The following is a 19,456-nucleotide window of genomic DNA, read 5'->3' on the forward strand; positions in this document are numbered from 1 at the left end:
GTTACAGCCAGGTGAGGTGCGAAACCTCAGGGGGTGGGGACTAGAAGCCGCCCATACCGCCCATGCCGCCCATTTCGTCGCCGCCGCCGCCGCCAGCTGGAGCCTTCTCAGGCTTGTCAGCTACTACGGCTTCGGTGGTGAGGAACAGGCCAGCGATGGAAGCTGCGTTCTGCAGTGCGGAGCGGGTGACCTTTACGGGGTCGTTCACTCCGGCTGCCAGCAGGTCTTCGTATTCGCCGGTCGCTGCGTTCAGGCCGTGGCCTGCAGGCAGTCCACGGACCTTGTCGACAACAACGCCTGGCTCAAGGCCAGCGTTGAAGGCGATCTGCTTCAGAGGGGCGTCGATGGCAACGCGGACAATATTCGCGCCGGTTGCCTCGTCGCCTTCGAGCTGCAGCGATGCAAAAGCCTTGGCGCCAGCCTGAATCAGGGCTACGCCGCCACCGGCGACGATTCCTTCTTCGACTGCAGCCTTGGCGTTGCGGACTGCGTCCTCAATGCGGTGCTTGCGTTCCTTGAGCTCAACCTCAGTTGCGGCTCCGGCCTTGATGACTGCAACGCCGCCGGCCAGCTTGGCCAGGCGTTCCTGCAGCTTCTCGCGGTCGTAGTCGGAATCGGAGTTCTCGATCTCGGCGCGGATCTGGCTGACGCGACCGGCGATCTCGTCGGCGTTGCCTGCACCCTCGACGATGGTGGTCTCGTCCTTGGTAACAACAACCTTGCGTGCGCTGCCCAGGAGGTCAAGGGTGGCGTTCTCCAGCTTGAGGCCAACTTCTTCAGCGATGACCTGGCCACCGGTGAGGATGGCGATATCGGCCAGCTGGGCCTTGCGGCGGTCGCCGAAGCCTGGAGCCTTGACGGCAACTGACTTGAAGGTGCCACGGATCTTGTTGACCACCAGGGTGGCCAGCGCTTCGCCTTCGATGTCTTCGGCGATGATCAGCAGCGGCTTGCCGGACTGCATGACCTTCTCGAGGACAGCAACCAGGTCCTTGACGTTGGAGATCTTCGAGTTGACGATCAGGATGTATGGGTCTTCGAGGACCGTTTCCTGACGCTCGGCGTCGGTGACGAAGTAGCCGGAGATGTAGCCCTTGTCGAACCGCATGCCCTCGGTGAGCTCAAGCTCCAGGCCGAAGGTGTTGGATTCCTCGACGGTGATGACGCCTTCTTTGCCAACCTTGTCCAGCGCTTCGGCGATGAGATCGCCGATCTGCTGGTCACCGGCAGAGATGGACGCGGTTGCGGCGATCTCTTCCTTGGTTTCGATTTCCTTGGCGGAGGCGAGGAGCTCGCGAGTGACGGCTTCGACAGCCTTCTCGATGCCGCGCTTCAGGCTCAGCGGGTCGGCGCCGGCGGCAACGTTCCGCAGGCCTTCCTTGACCAGTGCCTGTGCCAGCACGGTAGCGGTGGTGGTACCGTCGCCGGCGACGTCGTCAGTCTTCTTGGCGACCTCCTTGACCAGCTCGGCGCCGATCTTTTCGAACGGGTCGTCCAGTTCGATCTCCTTGGCGATGGAAACACCATCGTTGGTGATCGTGGGGGCGCCCCACTTCTTTTCAAGGACTACGTTGCGGCCGCGTGGGCCCAGCGTTACCTTGACGGCGTCGGCGAGGATGTTAAGTCCTCGCTCAAGGCCGCGGCGTGCCTCTTCATCAAAAGAAATGATCTTGGCCATAGTGGCTTAGGTCCTTTCGGGGACAGTCCTGCTTATCAGCAAACTTATGCTCACCCGCTGTGGTGCCCGCGACGGACGGGCAACATCCTGACGATCTCTTTACGTCCTGACGCGGCCCTCACCACAGAGGTGTGCGATTCACTCGCCAGCCGCCGACGGTTAGCAGTCAGCGGCATAGAGTGCTAACTCAATAATTAGCACTCTGGCTGCTTGAGTGCAAGCGGAGCCCGGCCCATTGAGCACGCGTCACACCGTAGACAACCGAGTCGTACACAGTGCCGCGCACCACCCGGGCGTCACGGAATCTGGCTTCCTCGGTCCACCCGATTTTGAGCCCTACGCTGCACATCGCGTGGTTCCCGGACCAGGTGGAAAAGTCGAGGCGTCGGAACTCCGTTGCGGCGAAGAGGTAGTCCGCCCAGAGGGTGAGAGCCTCGCTTCCGACCCCGCGACCGCGCTGCGACGGGTCATAGACAGTGATCCCGGCCCGGGGCCATTCGGTTTCCTCTGATTCCCAGTGCCAGGAAACGGTCCCAATGAGGTGGTCTGTCCGAGTGTCAGCGATCACCATCCGGCGTCGGACTGCTGGCCATTGACCGGCCGCAAGCTGCCCCGCGAGGCGCCCCACAGCGTCGTCGGCTTCCTGCGGAGTGGGAGGCGGAAAGTACGGCCCATCCCACTGGTGCCACTCCTGGTGAGGGCGAAGCCATTCGCGGTAAGCGGAAAGATCAGCGGAGGACCAGTCGCGTAGCCTGACCTTCCTGCCCTCGAGTATCAGCACGGGATCCGCCGCCCGCGTCTACTGGAAACCGGGGCCGACCACTACTGTGACGTCCGGTGAGACCTCAGTAGTCTCGATCAGGGTCGGAATCCCGAGCACACCGCCCAACTCCTGCGCCGCTTCAAGCTGGGAGGCGTCGTTGTAGAAGATGACCGAGTTCTGCAGGGGCACTCCACCCCAGTCGGCGATCTCTCCCACGGTCCACCCGTCAGCTGTGACCCTATCGGCGGCCAGAGTGGCCTGTCCCCCGATCCCGGTGGCGTTGTAGACATTCACCGGCTCGGAGCGGTCAATGCCGTCCGGGTCCGCGGTGGGAGTCGGCTCGGCAGTCCCCTCCTCGGTCGGCTCATCGGAGACGGGTTCGGACGGAACCGGTTCGGACGGGTCGGTACCGGCCGTAGGACTGGACGATGCGTCGCCGGTGGGGGTTGCCGTCGCCGCGGACTGGCCGGATGTCGGTTCCGCACCGCTGCCAAAGCCCAATCGGGGAAGGACGAAGAAGGCGGCGAGCCCGACGGCGAGCGCCAGTACTCCGACCAGGATTTTCAACGCGAGCCCGCTGGAGCTCGGCGGCACCAGCCTTTCCCGGTGGACGCCCTGCCGCGAGGCGGATTCAGGGATTTTGTCGAACTCGTCCCGGGGGTATTGGCTCATCTGCTGCGTTGTCCTTGGTTTGGGCGCCTGTTACGTCTCGAGAAGAGACGTTAAATGTCAGCGCCGAGGCGGCGGGCTGAGCGAGCACGCTGACGGGATGTACGTAGTCTACGCAGTCGCTTCACCAGCATGGGATCGTGGGCGAGAGCCGCCTCGGTATCGATCAGGGCGTTGAGGATTTGGTAGTAGTGGGTGGCCGACAGGTCGAACAATTCCCGGATCGCCTGCTCCTTGGCGCCCGAGTATTTCCACCATTGACGTTCCAGGGCAAGCATCTGCTGCTCCCGGTCGCCCAGGTCCCCTACCCCCGGGCGCTGCTCCGGGGATGGCTGCACGGCGTTATCCGCACCCGCTGCTTCCGTCACTGTCCACCGCCCCTTAGCAAAATGCAGCCCGCTTTCACGCTGCCTGATTGCTCCCCATGGTAATTGGGAATAACAAGGTTGTCATTTAGTGCAGGTGGGCCGCAGGATGGGAAGATGTCGGATCATCAGGCTGCCCTCTTCCCGGAACCCGTGGCTGCCCCCGCCGCACCCCCGCGTGCATCATCCTCGGCGAAGCAGCACAGCGAACCATTTCCCTTCGCTGCGCCCAGCACGGTGGCCGACGTCGTCCATCCCAGCTGGGCAGCAGCGCTGGCGTCCGTGGAACCCGACCTGCACCGCCTGGCTCGTGACCTGCAGGCCGAGGTCGACGCCGGTCACCAGATCCTGCCCCAACCCGCGGACATTCTGCGTGCCTTCAGCTACCCCCTGGAGGAGGTCAAGGTGCTCCTCATTGGCCAGGACCCGTATCCAACGCCGGGTCACGCCGTCGGACTGTCGTTCTCGGTGTCCGAGCGGACCCGACCGCTGCCGAGAAGCCTGGCGAACATTTACCGGGAGCTCGCCACTGACACGTCGGTGGCGGTTCCCGCTCACGGAGACCTGACCGGCTGGGCCGAGCAGGGTGTGCTGCTGCTGAACCGGGTGCTGACGGTCCGCGCCGGCGACGCCGCCTCGCACCGGCGACTGGGCTGGGAAGCGGTGACCAGCGCGGCCGTCCAGGCGCTGGTGGCGAGGAACACTCCCCTGGTCGCCGTGTTGTGGGGTCGCGACGCCCAACAGGTGAAGCCGCTGCTTGGGGACACCCCCACTGTCGAGTCGGTCCACCCCAGCCCGCTGTCGGCGTCGCGCGGGTTCTTCGGCAGCCGCCCCTTCAGCCGGACCAACGACCTCCTCGCCGAGCAGGGCGCCAGCGGCGTGGACTGGCAGTTGCGCTAGGACCTACCGCCGCCGGTTGCGGCGTTCGTTGCTGCTGGCGCCCTTGGTGAGCGGGCGCGCCAGGTTGTCCCCGAGCACCACGCCGCCAGCCACCGCCAGGATGATGGTCAGCGCGTTGAACAGGGTGTTGGTGCCGTCCCCGATGAGTTCCGTCTCGATGGTCAGCCCGTACATCGACCGGAACACCATCAGCCCCGGATAGAGGAACATGACTGCGGGGACCGCCACCACCAACTGGGGCGCCCCCATGCGCAGCGCCACCACCCTCGCCAGCATGCCAATCAGCACTGCGGCAACCGCTGGGGCAAGGCGGTAGCCCACCCCCAGGAAGATCACCAGCGAATAGAGCAGGAACCCCGTCACCCCGATCAGCGAGGTGGGGATCACCAGCTTCATATCCGTTTGCTCGGCGATGCAGATCATGCCGACCGCAATGAACACCAGCACGGCGACCACCGGGAGGGGGTACAGGGAGCCCACGGAGGTGGATAGCTCCAGCTCCGGGATGCCGATCAGGGCGCCCGCGACCAACGCCACGGCGAGGCCCGAGACGATCGCAGCGAACACCAGGAAGGCTGACAGATACCGGCCCGCGGCGGTCACGGGGAACCCGTTGATCGCGTCCTGGGTCGCAGAGACAAGCCGCCCGGTCGGCAGCAGGAGCAGGATGCCACCGACCACCACGAACGACGGCGCCACCCCAATATCGAGCCACCAGAAGAACATGGCGACAATCGTCACCATGCCGGAGGAGGTGGCCACCGCGAAAAACTCCGGGACGCGCCACTTGCCCAGTTGCCGCAGGAGAAGGTCGACGCCGATGCAGCTGGCAAAGCTGATCAATGACTCGAGCGGGGTACCACCGATGAACCCCACGATGGCGGCACCGAAGATGCCGAAGGCAGCGGTCACCATCCACCGCGGGAACGGTTTGGGTTTGTGGGTGATCTCCTCGAGCCGCGTCACGGCCTCGATCCGGGTGGTGCCGCCGTCGACAATGTCGGTCACCAGCTGGTGCACCTTCAGGAGTCCGGCGTAGTTGTTGGTCCACGATCGGACGACACGCAGGACGGTGACCGGTGTCTGGTCCTTGGCCGAGTAGTTGAGGATGACTGACTGGTTGGTGATATCCACTTCGATGTTGTCCAACCCGAAGGCGGCGGTGACCGCGATGATGCTGGTTTCGACCTCGAGTGCGCCCGCGCCGTACCTGAACATTGTCTCGGCGAGGCTCAGCGCGAAGTCAAGGGTCCGTCGGGCGTTGATGTCCGGCCCGGACGCCTGGATGGTGGGATTCGCGTAGGGGCTTCCCGCGAGCCGCTCCACGATACTCATGGCCTGGGTGGGCGGGGCCTCCCCCTGGACCAGCCGCCGGAGGACCTTGCGGGCGGCGGCGTTGGACCGGTCGGGACGGACCGAACGCGGAGTGGTGGGCAGCGCGTCAGTGGGCGTCGAATAGGTCCGGCGGTCCGGCTTGGCGGCTGCCGGGCGCGGCCTGGGCTTCCCTTTGGCCGACAGGCCCCTGGCTGGCTTGCCCGGGCGGCCCACGGACCCCGGAGCGTCGGGAGTTCCCGGCAGCGCGTGGACCGGCCGGGACGCGGGTGCCGCCACACTGGCGGGGGTCCCGGCGGTGGGGATGATGGGAAGTTGCTGGGCTACCGGCGCCGGATTGGTGTCGGGGTTGCGGCCATCGTCTGACTCGGTCTTTTCACCCATGGGATTCACCCCTTCATCCGGTGTGCCCGCCCGCGGCGGGAGTGGTGGTTAGTAGAACGGCTGGTGGTGTCGGCGCCAGTAGATTTGCCGGGCGACTCGTTCCCCGATGGCATTCCACAGTCGATACTTCCACGCGCTGAGCGGAAGGTCATAACAGCCGACAAAGTCCGTCACAGTCTTGGTGAAGCTGGTCTTGAACAGCCCCAATCCATGGTGCGGATGGGAGGTGTCCTTGAGCCGGTCGCTGGGCGGTGTGCCGCAGAAATCGTATTCGATGATGCCGAACTCTTCCTTGAGGTCGGTGATCGCCTGCCACTGCACCAGATGGGAGTCGCCGTACTGGGACCGCCTGGGTTTGGAGCCGCCGTCCTTGTACGTGCCTTTCAGCCCGTAGTTGATCACAAACGCGCCAACCGACGGTTCGCCGTCCTCATAAACGAAGTACAGGCGTCCCTGACCGGCGTCGGCGAAGTTCTTCCAGAACCGGCTGTAGTACTCGTAGGAGCGCAGCTTCGCCGCGGACCGGTCCTCAATGTGGGCCATCAGCGCGTACATGGTGCGGAAGTTCTCGTCGGTGGGATCCATCCGGCGCACCTCAACACCCTCCCGGATGGCGCGCCGCACCGCGTTGCGCCCTCGTGAATGCAGGTTGCGCAACAGCTGGTTGGGCTCCGGTGTGGTGTCCAGGAGGGCCGTGTGGTCGTTCGGCTGCAGGTCGAAGGTCTTGATCAGGCCCGCGGCCCGGAACTGACGGTCGACGTCGTCGTCGGCGGGGATGTCCGGCTCCACCTTGATGGCGAACACATTGTGGCGTCCGGTGCGGACCAGTTCCCGGCAGGCGTCGAGGACGGCGGGGACATGCGACGGGTCGGCGACGTCGGGCCCCTTGATGAGGTACCAGAAGGCACCCAGCAGGGGGAGCCGCTTTTCGATCACCAGATTGTAGGTGGTGTAGTCGGCGCATTCGAAGACCAGGAAACGGGGAGTCCACCCGTGGTGCGACTTCACTTCGGCGAAGGATGCCGACTGGAGTATGTTTCCGCCGTTGGGGTTTGCCGTCACCAGCGCGTCCCAGTTGTCCCGCTCCTCGGCCGTGGCTAGACGCGCGGTGAACTTAACCAAAATCCCTCAATCAGTGGTGGTGACACAAAGACAATTCAGTGTAACGGCTGGCCCGCTTGGCGTTGGTCAGCCAGCAGGCTGCGCCGGGAGCGCCGGTGCCCGGCCAACGATCCCTGTGGGGAAACTGGTCACCTTAGGCAACCGACACCGCGATGTGATCCTCCTCATTCAGCTGATGGTGCCCTAGCATCGGAAGCATGGACTATCGATACCTCGGAAACAGTGGACTCAAGATTTCAGAAATCACCTACGGCAACTGGCTGACCCACGGATCGCAGGTGGAGAACGACGTCGCCACCCAGTGCGTGCGGGCGGCCCTGGATGTGGGCATCACCAGCTTTGACACCGCCGACGTGTACGCGAACACGGCGGCTGAAACCGTGCTCGGTGAAGCACTCAAGGGCGAGCGGCGGCAGTCGCTGGAGATCTTCACCAAGGTTTGGGGGCCCACCGGACCCAAGGGGCCCAACGACTGCGGGCTCTCCCGCAAGCACATCATGGAGTCGATCAACGGATCCCTGGAACGCTTGCAGACCGACTACGTGGACCTCTACCAGGCGCACCGCTACGACCACGAGACTCCGCTGGAGGAGACCATGCAGGCGTTTGCCGACGTCGTCCGCCAGGGCAAGGCCCTGTACATCGGGGTCAGCGAATGGGACGCGCGGCAGATCCGGGCAGGCCATGAACTGGCGAAGGAGCTCGGCTTCCAGCTCATCTCCAACCAGCCGCAGTACTCGATGCTGTGGCGAGTCATCGAGGGCGAGGTGGTGCCGGTGTCCGAGGAACTGGGTCTGTCCCAGATTGTCTGGTCCCCCGTGGCCCAGGGTGTGCTGACCGGGAAGTATCAGCCGGGTGGCACCCCGGAGCAGGGGTCCCGGGCGGCTGACGACAAGGGCGGCTCGAACATGATCAAGCGGTGGATGTCGGATGAGACACTCACCGGTGTGCAGAAGCTCCAGCCCATCGCCGACGAGGTGGGCCTGACCATGGCGCAGCTTGCCGTCGCGTGGGTCCTGCAGAACAAGAACGTGGCAGCCGCGATCATTGGTGCGTCCAAGCCGGAGCAGGTGAAGTCCAACGCCGTCGCCTCGGGCGTGACCCTTGACGCCGAGGTGATGGCGAAGATCGACGACGCCGTTGGCTCAATGGCCGAAACCGACCCCGCCAAGACCGTCTCCCCCGAGCAGCGCCCAGCATGAGGCTCGCCGTAACCGGTGCCAGCGGGAAACTGGGCAAGACAGTGGTGTCGGTCCTGCGGGCCGCCGGGCACGACGTCACCGGAATGGATGTACTCGGCGAACGCGGCCCCGGCTTCGTGAAGGTTGACCTGACCAATTACGGGCATGTCATCGACGCGTTCTCGGGAGTTGACGACAGGCACCAGGGCTTCGACGCAATCGTTCATCTGGCAGCCATTCCGGCGCCGGGGATCTACTCGGATGCCGCCACCTTCCACAACAACATGCCGTCCACCTACAACGTGTTCCAGGCGTGCCGGCGACTGGGGATCAAGAAGATCGCCTATGCCTCCAGCGAGACGGTGCTGGGGTTGCCGTTCGATCAGGACCCGCCGTACATCCCCGTCGACGAGGAGTATGCGGCCCGCCCGGAAAGCACCTACTCCCTGGTGAAGCACCTCGAAGAGCAGATGGCGATCCAGTTGACCCGCTGGGACCCCGAGCTGAGCATCACGGCCCTGAGGTTCTCAAACGTCATGGACCCGGAGGACTACGCGAAGTTCCCCTCGTTCGACGAGGACCCGATGGCCCGGAAGTGGAACCTGTGGGGATACATCGACGGCCGCGACGGCGCACAGGCGGTGCAGCGGGCGTTGGAGAATGCCGGTCCCGGCTTCGACCGGTTCATCATTGCTGCGGCTGACACGGTGATGAGCCGTTCCAGCGCTTCGCTGGCAGCCGAGGTGTTTCCCGACGTCGACGTGGTGAAGGAAGTGGGCGAACACGAGACCCTGCTCTCCATCGATCACGCTCGCCGCGTGCTGGGCTTCGACCCGCAATACAGCTGGCGCGACCACGTGTAAGTGGGTCGATCACGTGTAGCGGGCACTTTCAGCGACACCGCAGCCGCCGAGGGGTGAGATAGGGCGGGTTCGGGACTCCCGGACCCGCCCTGTCTCTCCCCTCGCGGTGTGTACTGGCTCAGGCCGTGCGCGGTACAGCTTCTGAGCGGCGTCCCGAACGCATCCTGATGGTGATCGTGGCGAGCACGATGATTGTCGCGACGACGGCGGCCGTGATCGACGTCGCCGACGATTCCATCTGACCACTGGTCCGTCCGACGGCGATCCAGGTCAGTCCCCAGCCGATCGCCGCAGCCACCGCGAGGCGGCCGTTGCCCTTGACCGCCAGGCCGACGCCGACCACCGTCACGACGAGCAGCACTCCGACTGCCCACAGGTCGGGGTTGAGGCCGAGACCGTCGAACCCCACCGCCGACAACGCGGCAGCAATGTTGGCGCACACTGCGACCGACACCCAGCCCAGGTAGAGGCCGAGCGTGCCGTCGACAATCGCTGCCTCCAGCCACGACGCGGCGGGTCGTGAACTGTAGCGGAGGAACGCAACGGTCAGGACGGCTAGCAGCACCAGGATCACGAGCACGCTGGCGTTGAGCCAGCCCGCCTGAATGCTCAGGATCCACGCGGCGTTCAACAGCATGGAAGCTGCTACCAGCCAGCCGAACGCCCGCTGACGCGGGCTGGCCTTCTGGGCCGGCAGCCACTGCCACACGGTATAGGCGACCAGGCCGAGGTACACGACGCTCCAGATGGAGAAGGCGGCACCGGCCGGAGCGAGCAGCGTGGCATCCGAGCCGAGGGCGCCACCCGCCGCCTCCGCGATGGGCGTACCGCCAAAGACGCCGACGCCAATCATGGAGCCCACCACGCAGACGATCAGGCTCAGCGTCACTGCCAGTTGGCGGTACAGGTCGGAGCCGGTGGTTGTCCTGGGTGACAGGTGGGAAGTCATGTCTCCATTCAACCCGAGCCCCGTTGAGGAAACTATCTCTTTGATCAACTGGTCAGTAGGCTGGGTAGTTCACGTGTTTACTCGAAAGGGCATGTCATGACTGAGGAAACGAATCGTCCTGAAGAGGACCTGAGCATCACCGACGGAATCGACCCGGCGGGTCCTGAAGAACTGGATCCGGTGACCGAGGGGCAGCCCGACAGCTACCCTGGCGCGGCCGAAGACAACCCCGACCAGTGGCAGAACGACCCACTGCTGCAGGAGGAACCGGCCGCGACGGCGACCGAAGAGGACATCATGAGCGAGCAGGCACTCCGCGACGGCGCTGACGGAGCTTTGGCACCTGATGTCCCGACGTTGGGCGAAGCAGTGGCGGATGTGGATTTCGAGGACCCGGCCGATGAATCGGAGGTTGATGCCAGCGACGACAGCGCCCACCTGGGCGGTTCGCCGCTCGGTCAGGAAGCGCAGGATCTGCTCGACCAGTAGGACGTGCCCGCCCTCCTAGGGCTGAGCCTGATGCCGCTGCGTCGTCGACACCCCAATCGGGGGACCATCGACGGCGCAGTGGCTCATCCCCTGGGGCTCCCGCTCCGGGGCGGTAGAGGCGGCGGGCTGATCCGGCCGCTGCTGGCCGCCCTCCTCTACCAGGACATTGTTGCGGATGGTCAAGGCTGCCAGGGCAGCCCCGACAACCAGGGTGCCGACGCCAATCAGGACGGAAATCCGGAAACCCCCATTGAAGGCCACGGGGTCCGTGTAGCTGCTCCCCGAAAGACCGGCCAGCGATGGCAACAACGCGACCGCGATCAGGGCCGCTGCTCGGGCGACGGCATTGTTCACTCCTGACGCCAGCCCTGCGTGGCGGCTATCGACTGTGGCAAGCGCGGTGGCGGTCAGGGGAGCCACCAAGATTGACAGACCCAGGCCCAGGACGACGACGCCCGGCAGAACGTCCGAGAGGTACGAGGCGCCCGGTCCGATCCGCAGCATCAGCAGCAGTGCGACCGCGCACACCAGCGGGCCCAGGGCCATTGGCAGCCGCGGTCCAATTCGTGTGGCCAACTGTCCGGACCGTGACGACAGCAGCAGCATCAGGACGGTGATCGGCAGCATCGCGGTGCCGGCCGCCAGCGGGGTGAACCCGGCAACAACCTGCAGGTGCACCACCAGGAGGAAAAAGACCCCGCCGAACGCTCCATAGACCAGGAAGGTCACAGCATTGGTGGCACTGAACTGGGTGGAGGAAAAGATCGACAACGGCAGCATCGGGTTCCGGCCACGTGCCTCCACCAGGAGGAAGGCGACGGCCGCGACGACGCCGACTGCTGCCGCGCCGAGCACTGCGGGCGACCAAAGCCCCCTCGCCGGAGCCTCGATCAGGGCATAGGTGACGCCGGCGAGCGCCGCCGCACCCAGCCCGGCACCCCACAGGTCCAGTCGTCCGCTGCTGGTCTGATCCCTGGTCTCCGGAACGTGGCGCTGGGCGACGAGGACGACGGCGATTGCCAGCGGGACGTTGATCAGGAAGACCCACCGCCAGGACACCGTCTGGACCAGCCACCCGCCGAGGAACGGGCCGATCGCCGTGGCCACCCCGCCAAGGCCGGACCAGGCGCCGATAGCCCGCGCCCGATCATCCGGATGGAACGTGGCCTGGATCATGGCGAGACTGCCCGGCGTGAGCAGGGCCGCACCGACTCCCTGGAGCGCCCGGGCAAAGATTAGGATTTCAGCGTTGGGTGCCAAGCCGCAGCACAGGGACGCGACGGCAAACCAGATGACGCCGATCACGAAGATCCTGCGCCTGCCGTACCGGTCGCTGAGGGACCCGCCGAGCAGAATCAGGGCCGCGAGGGTGAGGGTGTAGGCAGTGATTGTCCACTGCAGGGTGGAGAAGTCGGTTTGCAGGTCAGCGCCAATGGCAGGCAGGGCCACGTTGACTACCGTGGCGTCGATGCCTGCGAGGCCTGAGCCGAGGATTGCTGCCAGCAGGACCCAGCGGCCCGCAGTGGAGGAGAAACGGATGGGCTGTCCACCGTCGTCGTGAGTTGCAGACGCTGCAGTTTCAGACACTGCGCTCCCCCGCCATCATCGTTAGCCTTCGCACTCCCGGCAAAACAGGAGGTCGCCCTTTTGACGGGCTACCTGGCTGCGGTGGCGTACCAGGAAGCAAGAGGAACAGGTGAACTCGTCCTCCTGCGGTGGGATCACCCGGATCAGCAGTTCTTCACCGGACAGATCGGCGCCGGGAAGGTCGATGCCCTCGGCTGTGTCAGCGTCCTCGACATCAACCGAAGCCGACTGCGACTTGCTGCCACGGTTAGCCTGAAGGGCTTCGAGGGACTCGGCTTCCTTGTCCTCATCGTTGTTGCGCGGTGCGTCGTAATCCGTTGCCATGCCGGTGCCGTTCTCCTGAATTCGTTAAAGCCCTCTGGGGTGATGCAGCCACCGAGTCTAACCCGTTTATCCCGGCCACTGTGCCGGGGATATTCTCGCACGATTGCGCGACTAAGACGCCCTGTTTCGGGCCTTCCGGAATGCTCCACCCGGTGACACCTGTGTAAGGGAAACCGGAGCCCAAATATTCCCCCGCAGCACCGCTTCCGGACCCCTCCGGAGGCACCACGGAATAGGTCACCCGTAGGTGTGGTTGCCCACTGCAGAATATACTTCCAACGGAAAGTGCAGCCTGTGACTCTCTTCACCCCGCTCACCATTGGTGACATTGAACTGTCCAACCGCCTCGTGATGGCACCCCTTACCCGGGTCCGGTCGAGCAGGGAAGGCATTCCTGGGCCCATGGTGGTGGAACACTACCGGCAGCGCGCCTCGCTGGGCCTGATTGTCACTGAGGGCACCTACCCCTGCGACGCAGGCCGAGGCTTCCCCGGCCAGCCGGGACTGGTCACGGCGGAACAGGTGGCCGCGTGGCGCCAGGTGACCGATGCGGTGCACGACGACGGCGGTCTGATCTACGCCCAGATCATGCACGCGGGCCGGGTCACCCACGAAGCAACGACCGGTGGGCACACCGTCGTCGCGCCGAGCGCCGTCGCCATTGACGGGGAGACCCGCACCTACGATGGGAAGCAGCCCTACCCGGTCCCCCACGCGTTGACCACCGAGGAGCTGCCCGGCGTCATCGAGGAGTTCGTGCAGGCCTCAAGGAACGCGATTGAGGCTGGCATGGACGGGGTGGAGCTGCACGGGGCCAACGGCTACCTGCTGCACCAGTTCATGTTCACCGAGACCAACCAGCGCGAGGACGCCTACGGCGGAAGCCCGGAGAACCGCGCCCGCTTCATGATCGAGGTGGTGCAGGCTGTCGCTGCGGCCATCGGCGCCGAGCGGGTGGGCCTGCGCATCTCCCCCGCACCAAGCGGCAGGGATGTGCTGCCCGCCGACCCGGAGGATATCCTCGCCACCTACGGCGCTGTGGCCGACGCCATCGCCCCGTTGAACCTCGCCTACCTGAGTGTGCTGCACGAAGACCCCGCCGGTGCCTTGATCCAGGAAATCCGCTCACGCTTCAAGGGGCCCTTCCTGGTGAACAGCGGCTTCGGCGTCATCACCGACCTGGACGAAGCCGAGGACATCCTGGCATCGAACCTGGGCGACGCCGTCGTCGTCGGCCGTCAGGCCATCGCGAACCCGGACCTGGCGCGCCGCTGGCAGGAGGGCCTGCCCCTGAACGAGCCGGACCCGCTGACCTACTACTCCCACGGCGCCGAAGGCTACATCGACTACCCGTTCTATCAGGACCCGGAAGCGGCTGCCTCCGCCTCCTAACCTGCCGAGGGAAGGGCCGCGCTAGCGGTCCACGAGCGCATCGTCCGGGTTGATGGTGCGCTCGTTCCTGTCGGTGCGGATGCTGAGACTGATCACCGCCGCCACCGTGCACAGCGCGGCGGCCCCCAGCCAGGCGATGGTGTACCGGCCGGTCGCGTCGCGGATGGCGCCGGCGGCGAAAGCTGCGGCAGCCGCGCCGAGCTGGTGTGAGGCGAACACCCAGCCGAACACAATTCCGCCGTCCGCGCCGAACGCATCACGGCAGATCGCGACGGTGGGAGGGACTGTTGCCACCCAGTCGAGTCCGTAAATCACCACGAAGATGACGATGCTGGGCTCCACGGTGGCCGACAGCAGCGCAGGCAGGGCGATCAGGCTGATGCCGCGGAACTGGTAGTAGACGGCCAGGAGGATCTTCGGGTTGTACCGGTCAGTCAGCCACCCCGACAGGATGGTTCCGACAATGTCGAAGAGACCGACGACGGCGAGCAGCCCGGCCGCCGTCGTTGTCGGCATCCCGTGGTCGTGGGCCGAGGGGATGAAGTGGGTGCCGATCAGGCCGTTGGTGGTGGCACCACAGATGGCGAATCCGGCTACCAGTGCCCAGAAGGTGCGGCTCCTGCTGGCCCTCTTCAGAACCTGCAATGCGCGGACCGCGGCATTGACCCGGGTGCCGGTGTCCACGGCGGGCGGGTCATCCCCCGGTTCCGCTCCGTACGGGGCGACCCCGAGGTCGCGGGGAGAGTTGCGGACCCAGCGCAGCACCATCGGCACGACGGCGATGGCGCCGGCGGCGATGAGTAGTGACGCGTTCCGCCAGTTCGACGATTCGACCATCACCGCAATGACCGGCAGGAACACCAGCTGACCGGCGGCGCTGCCGGCCGTCAGGATCCCGACCACCAGACCACGGTGCTTGACGAACCAGGTGTTGGCAATCGTGGCTGCGAATACGAGCGCGATGGAACCGGTGCCGAGGCCGATCAGCACACCCCAGGTGAGGACGATCTGCCACGGTTCGGTGACGAATACCGTCAGTCCACTCCCTGCCCCGATGACCAGAAGGGCAATGGCTGTGACCCTGCGGATCCCGAACCGTTCCATCAGGGCCGCGGCGAAGGGCGCTGTCAGGCCGAAAAGCACCAGGTTGATGCTGACGGCCAGCGAGAGGATACTGCGGGACCAGCCGAACTCCTCCTCCAGGGGCAGCATGAGGACACCCGGTGCCGCGCGGAACCCGGCTGATCCGACCAGGGCAAGGAACGCCACAGCGGCGACCGCCCAGGCCGGATGGAACCGCCGTCGTGCTGCTGCTGCTGGACCGATGTTGCTCCGCCGGGACGACTGGTTACTCATCGGTGCTGACCGAGGGCGGTGGCGAGACGAATGGGCGCCTCGGATCGTGTCAGGCTGTGCCAACTGGTCACCGATGCGTCCAGGGAGGTCCCGCAGTGGGTGCAGGTGTCGGCGCTGGTGGTTTCCTCGCCGCACCCGGTATGGATAACCCGCATGTGGGCTTCGTCGTGGGGAGGTTCAAGATGCTTGTCGGCCCACTGGGCGACGGCGTTGAGTACCGGCAGCACGCCTTCCCCCTTGGTGGTGAGGCGATACTCGTTGCGGGTCCTCCCGCCGTCGTCGTACGGTGTCTTTTCCAGCAGACCCGTGTCGGAGAGCCATAGAAGCCGTTTGCTCAGGACGCTGTCGGCGATACCGATCCGAGCCTGGATGTCGCCGAACCGGGTGTTGCCGAAGAACACCTCCCGCAGCACCATCATGCTCCAGGGGTCGCCGAGGACCTCGAGGCCCCGGGCAATGGGGCAGCTTTTTCCTGACCAGTCCGAACGCAGTGGCATGGTCGATACCGTAGCGAGCTTTCCTGAAGAAAGCTAGCGTTGGGAGGGCGACCCGAAGGATAGAATCGGTGAGTGAAAACCCGCCTCGCCCTCCTGGCCCTTATTCCCGCCGCCTTCGCGCTATCGAGTTGCGCCCAACTCGAGGAAAGCGCTTCTGGGATAGCCAGTGACGCCGCCTCCCGGTTCGCTGAGGCCACCGCCGACGAACTCCGCACCCAGGCCTGCCGCCTCGTCGAGGATGGTTCGGTCAGTCTGGCTGATCAACAGCTCCTTTCGGACCTGGTCGGATCGGCCGAAACAGCCGGTTTACCAGCCGAGTTTACGGATCCCCTGAGGGAGATCGCAGCTGCCGGTGACGACGTGCCACGGGACTCGGTTGAGTCCCTGCAGAACTCCTGCGCAAAAACTTAGCAAGTCCGTTGCCTCAACCCGTTGCGCATCGGTGCTGCTTGCGTCACTCTGAGTGAGTACATATGAAATTCCCCGTGACAGGGGTGAGTCGGTGGGGGCCAGTTCGCTTTCCCGTTGACGGGGTTTAACCCGTCGATCAGCTTGCCCAGCGGGGATATGCCTGGAGCTGAACGTGACACTTGCCCGACCAATCGCCGACCCGAAGATGCCGGGATTGAGAAAGTCTGCAACGCGGACAACACTCGCAGTTTGCATCGCTGTCGCGGCGGTATGCGGCTCCGGCTACCAGAACTCCACCGTCGGCGCCCCAGGGCAATTGGTCGCCGCAGCGGAAGACCGCACTTCGGTCTCTTCGACACTCCCCACCGGCTGGGTCGGCCGGGATCTTCTGGCCCTCCCTGTTCCCGCCTCGCAGAACTTCCTTGCTCCGGCGGACCCCCTCAAGGGGTTCCCGTCAGCGACCGGGAACGCGGCCGACGAGCCGGACGACTTCAAAGTCACCAGCGTCCAGTCCGATGACCCTGCCCGGCCCGCACCCGGAACCTTGATGTCTCCCCTGGCCCTGCTCAGCCCGAGCTCCCCCTTCGGCGAGCGCATCAACCCCATCACCGGCGAGGCGGGCGAGTTCCACTATGGGCTGGATTTCGCCGCCCCGTGCGGGACCCCCGTCCACGCCGCCGACGCCGGTACTGTCCGCGCCGTGGGCTGGCACCCCTGGGGTGGCGGCAACCGGGTGGAGATCGACCACGGCAACGGCCTGATCACTACCTACAACCACCTGGAAGGCATCTCCGTGAAGGCCGGCGACACCGTCGCCGTCAGCCAGATTGTCGCGGCCATCGGATCAACCGGCTCGTCGACCGGCTGCCACCTGCACTTCGAGACCATCCGCGACGGGTCCCACGTGGACCCGAAGGGCTGGACCCTCAACCCCCTGAGCCCGGCAACAAGCATCGAGACACCCGCGATGACCTCCTACGAGCCCGGCGGTTCCGGGGACAGCGGCCCCGTCCCGTGGGTGATCGCCATGCCGCACGAGGTGTCCCACGACCACGCTGCCGACCAGGGAGCCGACAACTTCGGGGCAGGGCTGGTGCTCGGCGCCGCGCCGGCCGTGGGCACACCATCGGCAAGCACGCCTGCTCCCCGAACGGATCCACCCCCACCCGCCGCCACTCCCAAGCCAGCCCGGCCGTCGTCGGCCCCGAGCGCTGACCCATCACCTAAACCCGGATCAGCGAAACCAGCACCGGTTCAGCCAGGTCCGTCGGCTTCGCCCTCTGAGCCCACATCAACGCCCTCGCCCTCCACCCCGGATCCCGTCGAGGCTGGCAAGCCGGACCCGACATCGAAGCCCACGCCAAGTCCGACACCGTCGCCCACGCCTTCGCCATCGCCATCACCCTCGCCCTCACCCACCCCAGATCCCGAGCCTTCGCCGACCCCGGAGCCCGAGCCCGAGCCGACCTGTGACGTAGAGCCGGCACCGGAACCTGATCCCGAGGGCGCAGAGGGAGTCGAAACGGGTGGCAAGTCCGATCTGGCGCCTGCCCCAGCGCCAAGCCCGTCGCCGCAGCCCACCACTGAACCCGAACCGGTGGTGCAAGCAGGTCCAGAAGACGGTGACGTCGACGGGGAAGAGCCCGCTGACCCCGCCCCGGGATGCGAGGACGAGGATGAATCCGGCCAGTCGCCGAAGCCAGAGGAAACCGAAACGGACTCCGCAGCAGCTGGTGTTGCCGACGCGGGCGAAGGTCGCAGCAACACCGCGCCGGAGTCGGTTCCTGCGGCATCCTGACCGGGCCACAAGCAGGTAGTTACTTGCATCGTCGGTTATATAAGTCGAGTACGTCCTACTCGTGACGCAGCACCGGAGTCCGCCTACTCTCGGTCCATGACAAACATGGATCATAGGTGCCAGTGCTGCGGAGAACTCGTTGAGGCAGTGTTCTGCGAAGACTGCTGCATCGCAGAGGCCGCCTAGACAGTTCTTCCTCTTTCTTCCCGCTGCGTCGACTCAACGATGAGCCGCAGCGGGAAGCCAGTCGGCTCTGCCCTGCGCGGAGCCTTTGGCGGGGGCCGAAGCCGCCCCCGCACTGCCTTCCCCGTGTCCCTGGGGCAGTGACGACACCGGGTGAGTGACCCCCGGCCGATGTTCCGCCCAACGACCACCTCGCGGACGTACCAGCCCTCGCTCCCGCCCTTCCCGCCGTTGCCCCTCTCCCGGACGCCCCCTGGCCACCCGACCTCTTCGGGCAGGGATTGTCGGGGCAGCGACGAGATGGCTCCCGTAGCGTTGCAGGTGGAAACGGAGGCAGTAGTGCAGGAATGGAACCGGGCGATAGAGCTCATCGAGGCGGATCTCACCGCAATAGTGGACATGACCGCGTTGGCGCAGGTCGCCATGACATCTGAGTATCACTTCCGGCGCATGTTCGCGACCTTGGCGGGCATGCCGGTATCTGAATACATCAGGCGCAGACGACTTACCGCGGCAACCGCCGAGATCGTAGCCGGTGAAGCCGTTCTGGAGGTTGCCTTTCGGTACGGGTACGGCTCAGCCGAAGCGTTCACCCGTGCGTTCAAGACCATGCATGAACTCACGCCCTCCCAGGCCCGACGCCCAGGAGCGGTCCTCCATTCCCAACCGCAACTGAGATTTCATCTACGCATTGAAGGGAGCATCGACATGAAACACCGCATTGTCGAGAAGGACGCGTTCCGCCTGGTCGGATTCAAGACCCGGGTGCCGCTGGTCCATGAGGGACCGAACACCGCTATCCAGGACTTCGAACGGGGGCTCGATCAGGAGGCCAAGATCAGGTTGGCCGAGCTTTCGGATACCGACCCGGCCGGTACCGTCTCCGTGACTGGGAGCATCGATGCGCAGCGCACCGAAGGCAGCGAACTGGATTACTGGCATGCCGTAGTCACCTCGCGGCCAGCCCCTGAGGAGTTTGACTCGCTTGAGGTACCGGCCAGCCTATGGGTGGTCTTCGAAACCGAGGGCAAATTTCCGGAGGCGCTGCAGTACCTCTGGGCCAACGCTGCGACTGAGTGGTTCCCCGCCAACCCATACCGCTGGGCGCCGGGTCCGGAGATGCTCAGTGTCCAGCCGGCACCAGGCGGCACCGAAGGGAAGGGACAACTTTGGATTCCCGTTGAGCAAACCCGCAACTCGTAGGACGATCCCC

The 19,456-nt window shown here is 65.4% G+C and carries 19 protein-coding genes; 8 read left to right on the forward strand and 11 right to left on the reverse strand.

The window, feature by feature from the left end:
• Positions 1-40 precede the first annotated feature (40 nt).
• The 4 genes from groL to HMI58_RS12450 all read right to left on the reverse strand — a co-directional run bounded on the left by groL (position 41) and on the right by HMI58_RS12450 (position 3,448).
• Positions 41-1,678, reverse strand: coding sequence for a chaperonin GroEL (groL, locus tag HMI58_RS12435; RefSeq protein WP_171586678.1), 1,638 nt, complete (start codon positions 1,676-1,678; stop codon positions 41-43).
• A gap of 187 nt (positions 1,679-1,865) precedes the next feature.
• Positions 1,866-2,459, reverse strand: coding sequence for a GNAT family protein (locus HMI58_RS12440; RefSeq protein WP_318779215.1), 594 nt, complete (start codon positions 2,457-2,459; stop codon positions 1,866-1,868).
• An 18-nt stretch (positions 2,460-2,477) separates the two neighbouring features.
• On the reverse strand, positions 2,478-3,113 hold the full coding sequence (locus HMI58_RS12445) for a LytR C-terminal domain-containing protein (RefSeq protein WP_171620168.1): 636 nt from the start codon (positions 3,111-3,113) through the stop codon (positions 2,478-2,480).
• A gap of 50 nt (positions 3,114-3,163) precedes the next feature.
• A complete protein-coding gene (locus tag HMI58_RS12450) occupies positions 3,164-3,448 on the reverse strand; it encodes a DUF3263 domain-containing protein (RefSeq protein WP_318779219.1) in 285 nt (94 codons plus the stop codon).
• Positions 3,449-3,592: 144 nt separating this feature from the next.
• Here HMI58_RS12450 and HMI58_RS12455 point away from each other — a divergent pair, with 144 nt between their 5' ends.
• Positions 3,593-4,375: a uracil-DNA glycosylase gene (locus HMI58_RS12455; RefSeq protein ID WP_171620172.1), complete on the forward strand. Its 783-nt coding sequence runs from the start codon at positions 3,593-3,595 to the stop codon at positions 4,373-4,375.
• Between the two features lie 3 nt (positions 4,376-4,378).
• On the opposite strand, the gene HMI58_RS12460 is transcribed toward HMI58_RS12455, so the two are convergent.
• Both HMI58_RS12460 and HMI58_RS12465 read right to left on the reverse strand, forming a co-directional pair.
• Positions 4,379-6,091 carry a threonine/serine exporter family protein gene (locus tag HMI58_RS12460; protein ID WP_225668088.1) on the reverse strand — a complete coding sequence of 571 codons (1,713 nt, stop codon included), beginning with the start codon at positions 6,089-6,091 and terminating at the stop codon, positions 4,379-4,381.
• 48 nt (positions 6,092-6,139) lie between these two features.
• The gene (locus HMI58_RS12465; RefSeq protein WP_171620174.1) at positions 6,140-7,213 is read right to left on the reverse strand and encodes a peptidoglycan bridge formation glycyltransferase FemA/FemB family protein; all 1,074 of its coding nucleotides are present in this window, start codon (positions 7,211-7,213) and stop codon (positions 6,140-6,142) included.
• Between the two features lie 197 nt (positions 7,214-7,410).
• On the opposite strand from HMI58_RS12465, the gene HMI58_RS12470 reads away from it, so the two are divergent.
• On the forward strand, positions 7,411-8,415 hold the full coding sequence (locus HMI58_RS12470; protein ID WP_171620176.1) for an aldo/keto reductase family protein: 1,005 nt from the start codon (positions 7,411-7,413) through the stop codon (positions 8,413-8,415).
• The gene (locus HMI58_RS12475) at positions 8,412-9,257 is read left to right on the forward strand and encodes an NAD(P)-dependent oxidoreductase (RefSeq protein WP_171620178.1); all 846 of its coding nucleotides are present in this window, start codon (positions 8,412-8,414) and stop codon (positions 9,255-9,257) included. The genes HMI58_RS12470 and HMI58_RS12475 overlap by 4 nt, the downstream gene beginning before the upstream one ends.
• Before the next feature lie 118 nt (positions 9,258-9,375).
• Here HMI58_RS12475 and HMI58_RS12480 read toward each other — a convergent pair whose 3' ends face one another.
• Positions 9,376-10,206 carry a tryptophan-rich sensory protein gene (locus HMI58_RS12480; RefSeq protein WP_171620180.1) on the reverse strand — a complete coding sequence of 277 codons (831 nt, stop codon included), beginning with the start codon at positions 10,204-10,206 and terminating at the stop codon, positions 9,376-9,378.
• Positions 10,207-10,302: 96 nt separating this feature from the next.
• Between HMI58_RS12480 and HMI58_RS12485 the strand changes: the two genes are divergently transcribed.
• A complete protein-coding gene (locus HMI58_RS12485; RefSeq protein ID WP_171620182.1) occupies positions 10,303-10,695 on the forward strand; it encodes a hypothetical protein in 393 nt (130 codons plus the stop codon).
• A 15-nt stretch (positions 10,696-10,710) separates the two neighbouring features.
• Here the strand turns inward: HMI58_RS12485 and HMI58_RS12490 are convergent, their stop codons facing one another.
• Both HMI58_RS12490 and HMI58_RS12495 read right to left on the reverse strand, forming a co-directional pair.
• Positions 10,711-12,282: an MFS transporter gene (locus HMI58_RS12490; RefSeq protein WP_318779216.1), complete on the reverse strand. Its 1,572-nt coding sequence runs from the start codon at positions 12,280-12,282 to the stop codon at positions 10,711-10,713.
• Between the two features lie 21 nt (positions 12,283-12,303).
• Positions 12,304-12,606, reverse strand: coding sequence for a DUF4193 domain-containing protein (locus HMI58_RS12495; RefSeq protein WP_026553250.1), 303 nt, complete (start codon positions 12,604-12,606; stop codon positions 12,304-12,306).
• A 294-nt stretch (positions 12,607-12,900) separates the two neighbouring features.
• Between HMI58_RS12495 and HMI58_RS12500 the strand changes: the two genes are divergently transcribed.
• On the forward strand, positions 12,901-13,998 hold the full coding sequence (locus HMI58_RS12500; protein WP_171620184.1) for an alkene reductase: 1,098 nt from the start codon (positions 12,901-12,903) through the stop codon (positions 13,996-13,998).
• Between the two features lie 21 nt (positions 13,999-14,019).
• Here HMI58_RS12500 and HMI58_RS12505 read toward each other — a convergent pair whose 3' ends face one another.
• Together HMI58_RS12505 and HMI58_RS12510 are read right to left on the reverse strand one after the other, a co-directional pair.
• The gene (locus HMI58_RS12505) at positions 14,020-15,354 is read right to left on the reverse strand and encodes an MFS transporter (protein WP_171620186.1); all 1,335 of its coding nucleotides are present in this window, start codon (positions 15,352-15,354) and stop codon (positions 14,020-14,022) included.
• Positions 15,351-15,851 carry a helix-turn-helix domain-containing protein gene (locus tag HMI58_RS12510; protein WP_171620188.1) on the reverse strand — a complete coding sequence of 167 codons (501 nt, stop codon included), beginning with the start codon at positions 15,849-15,851 and terminating at the stop codon, positions 15,351-15,353. The genes HMI58_RS12505 and HMI58_RS12510 overlap by 4 nt, the downstream gene beginning before the upstream one ends.
• A gap of 72 nt (positions 15,852-15,923) precedes the next feature.
• Here HMI58_RS12510 and HMI58_RS12515 point away from each other — a divergent pair, with 72 nt between their 5' ends.
• The 3 genes from HMI58_RS12515 to HMI58_RS12525 all read left to right on the forward strand — a co-directional run bounded on the left by HMI58_RS12515 (position 15,924) and on the right by HMI58_RS12525 (position 19,446).
• Positions 15,924-16,262 (forward strand): hypothetical protein, encoded by a 339-nt coding sequence (locus HMI58_RS12515; protein ID WP_171620190.1) that lies wholly within the window; start codon positions 15,924-15,926, stop codon positions 16,260-16,262.
• A gap of 172 nt (positions 16,263-16,434) precedes the next feature.
• A complete protein-coding gene (locus HMI58_RS12520; protein ID WP_318779217.1) occupies positions 16,435-18,060 on the forward strand; it encodes a M23 family metallopeptidase in 1,626 nt (541 codons plus the stop codon).
• Positions 18,061-18,543: 483 nt separating this feature from the next.
• The gene (locus HMI58_RS12525; protein WP_205208146.1) at positions 18,544-19,446 is read left to right on the forward strand and encodes an AraC family transcriptional regulator; all 903 of its coding nucleotides are present in this window, start codon (positions 18,544-18,546) and stop codon (positions 19,444-19,446) included.
• The last annotated feature ends 10 nt before the right edge of the window (positions 19,447-19,456 follow it).

It is taken from the genome of Arthrobacter sp. 147(2020) (assembly GCF_013116715.1).
In the GTDB taxonomy this organism is placed as follows: domain Bacteria; phylum Actinomycetota; class Actinomycetes; order Actinomycetales; family Micrococcaceae; genus Arthrobacter_D.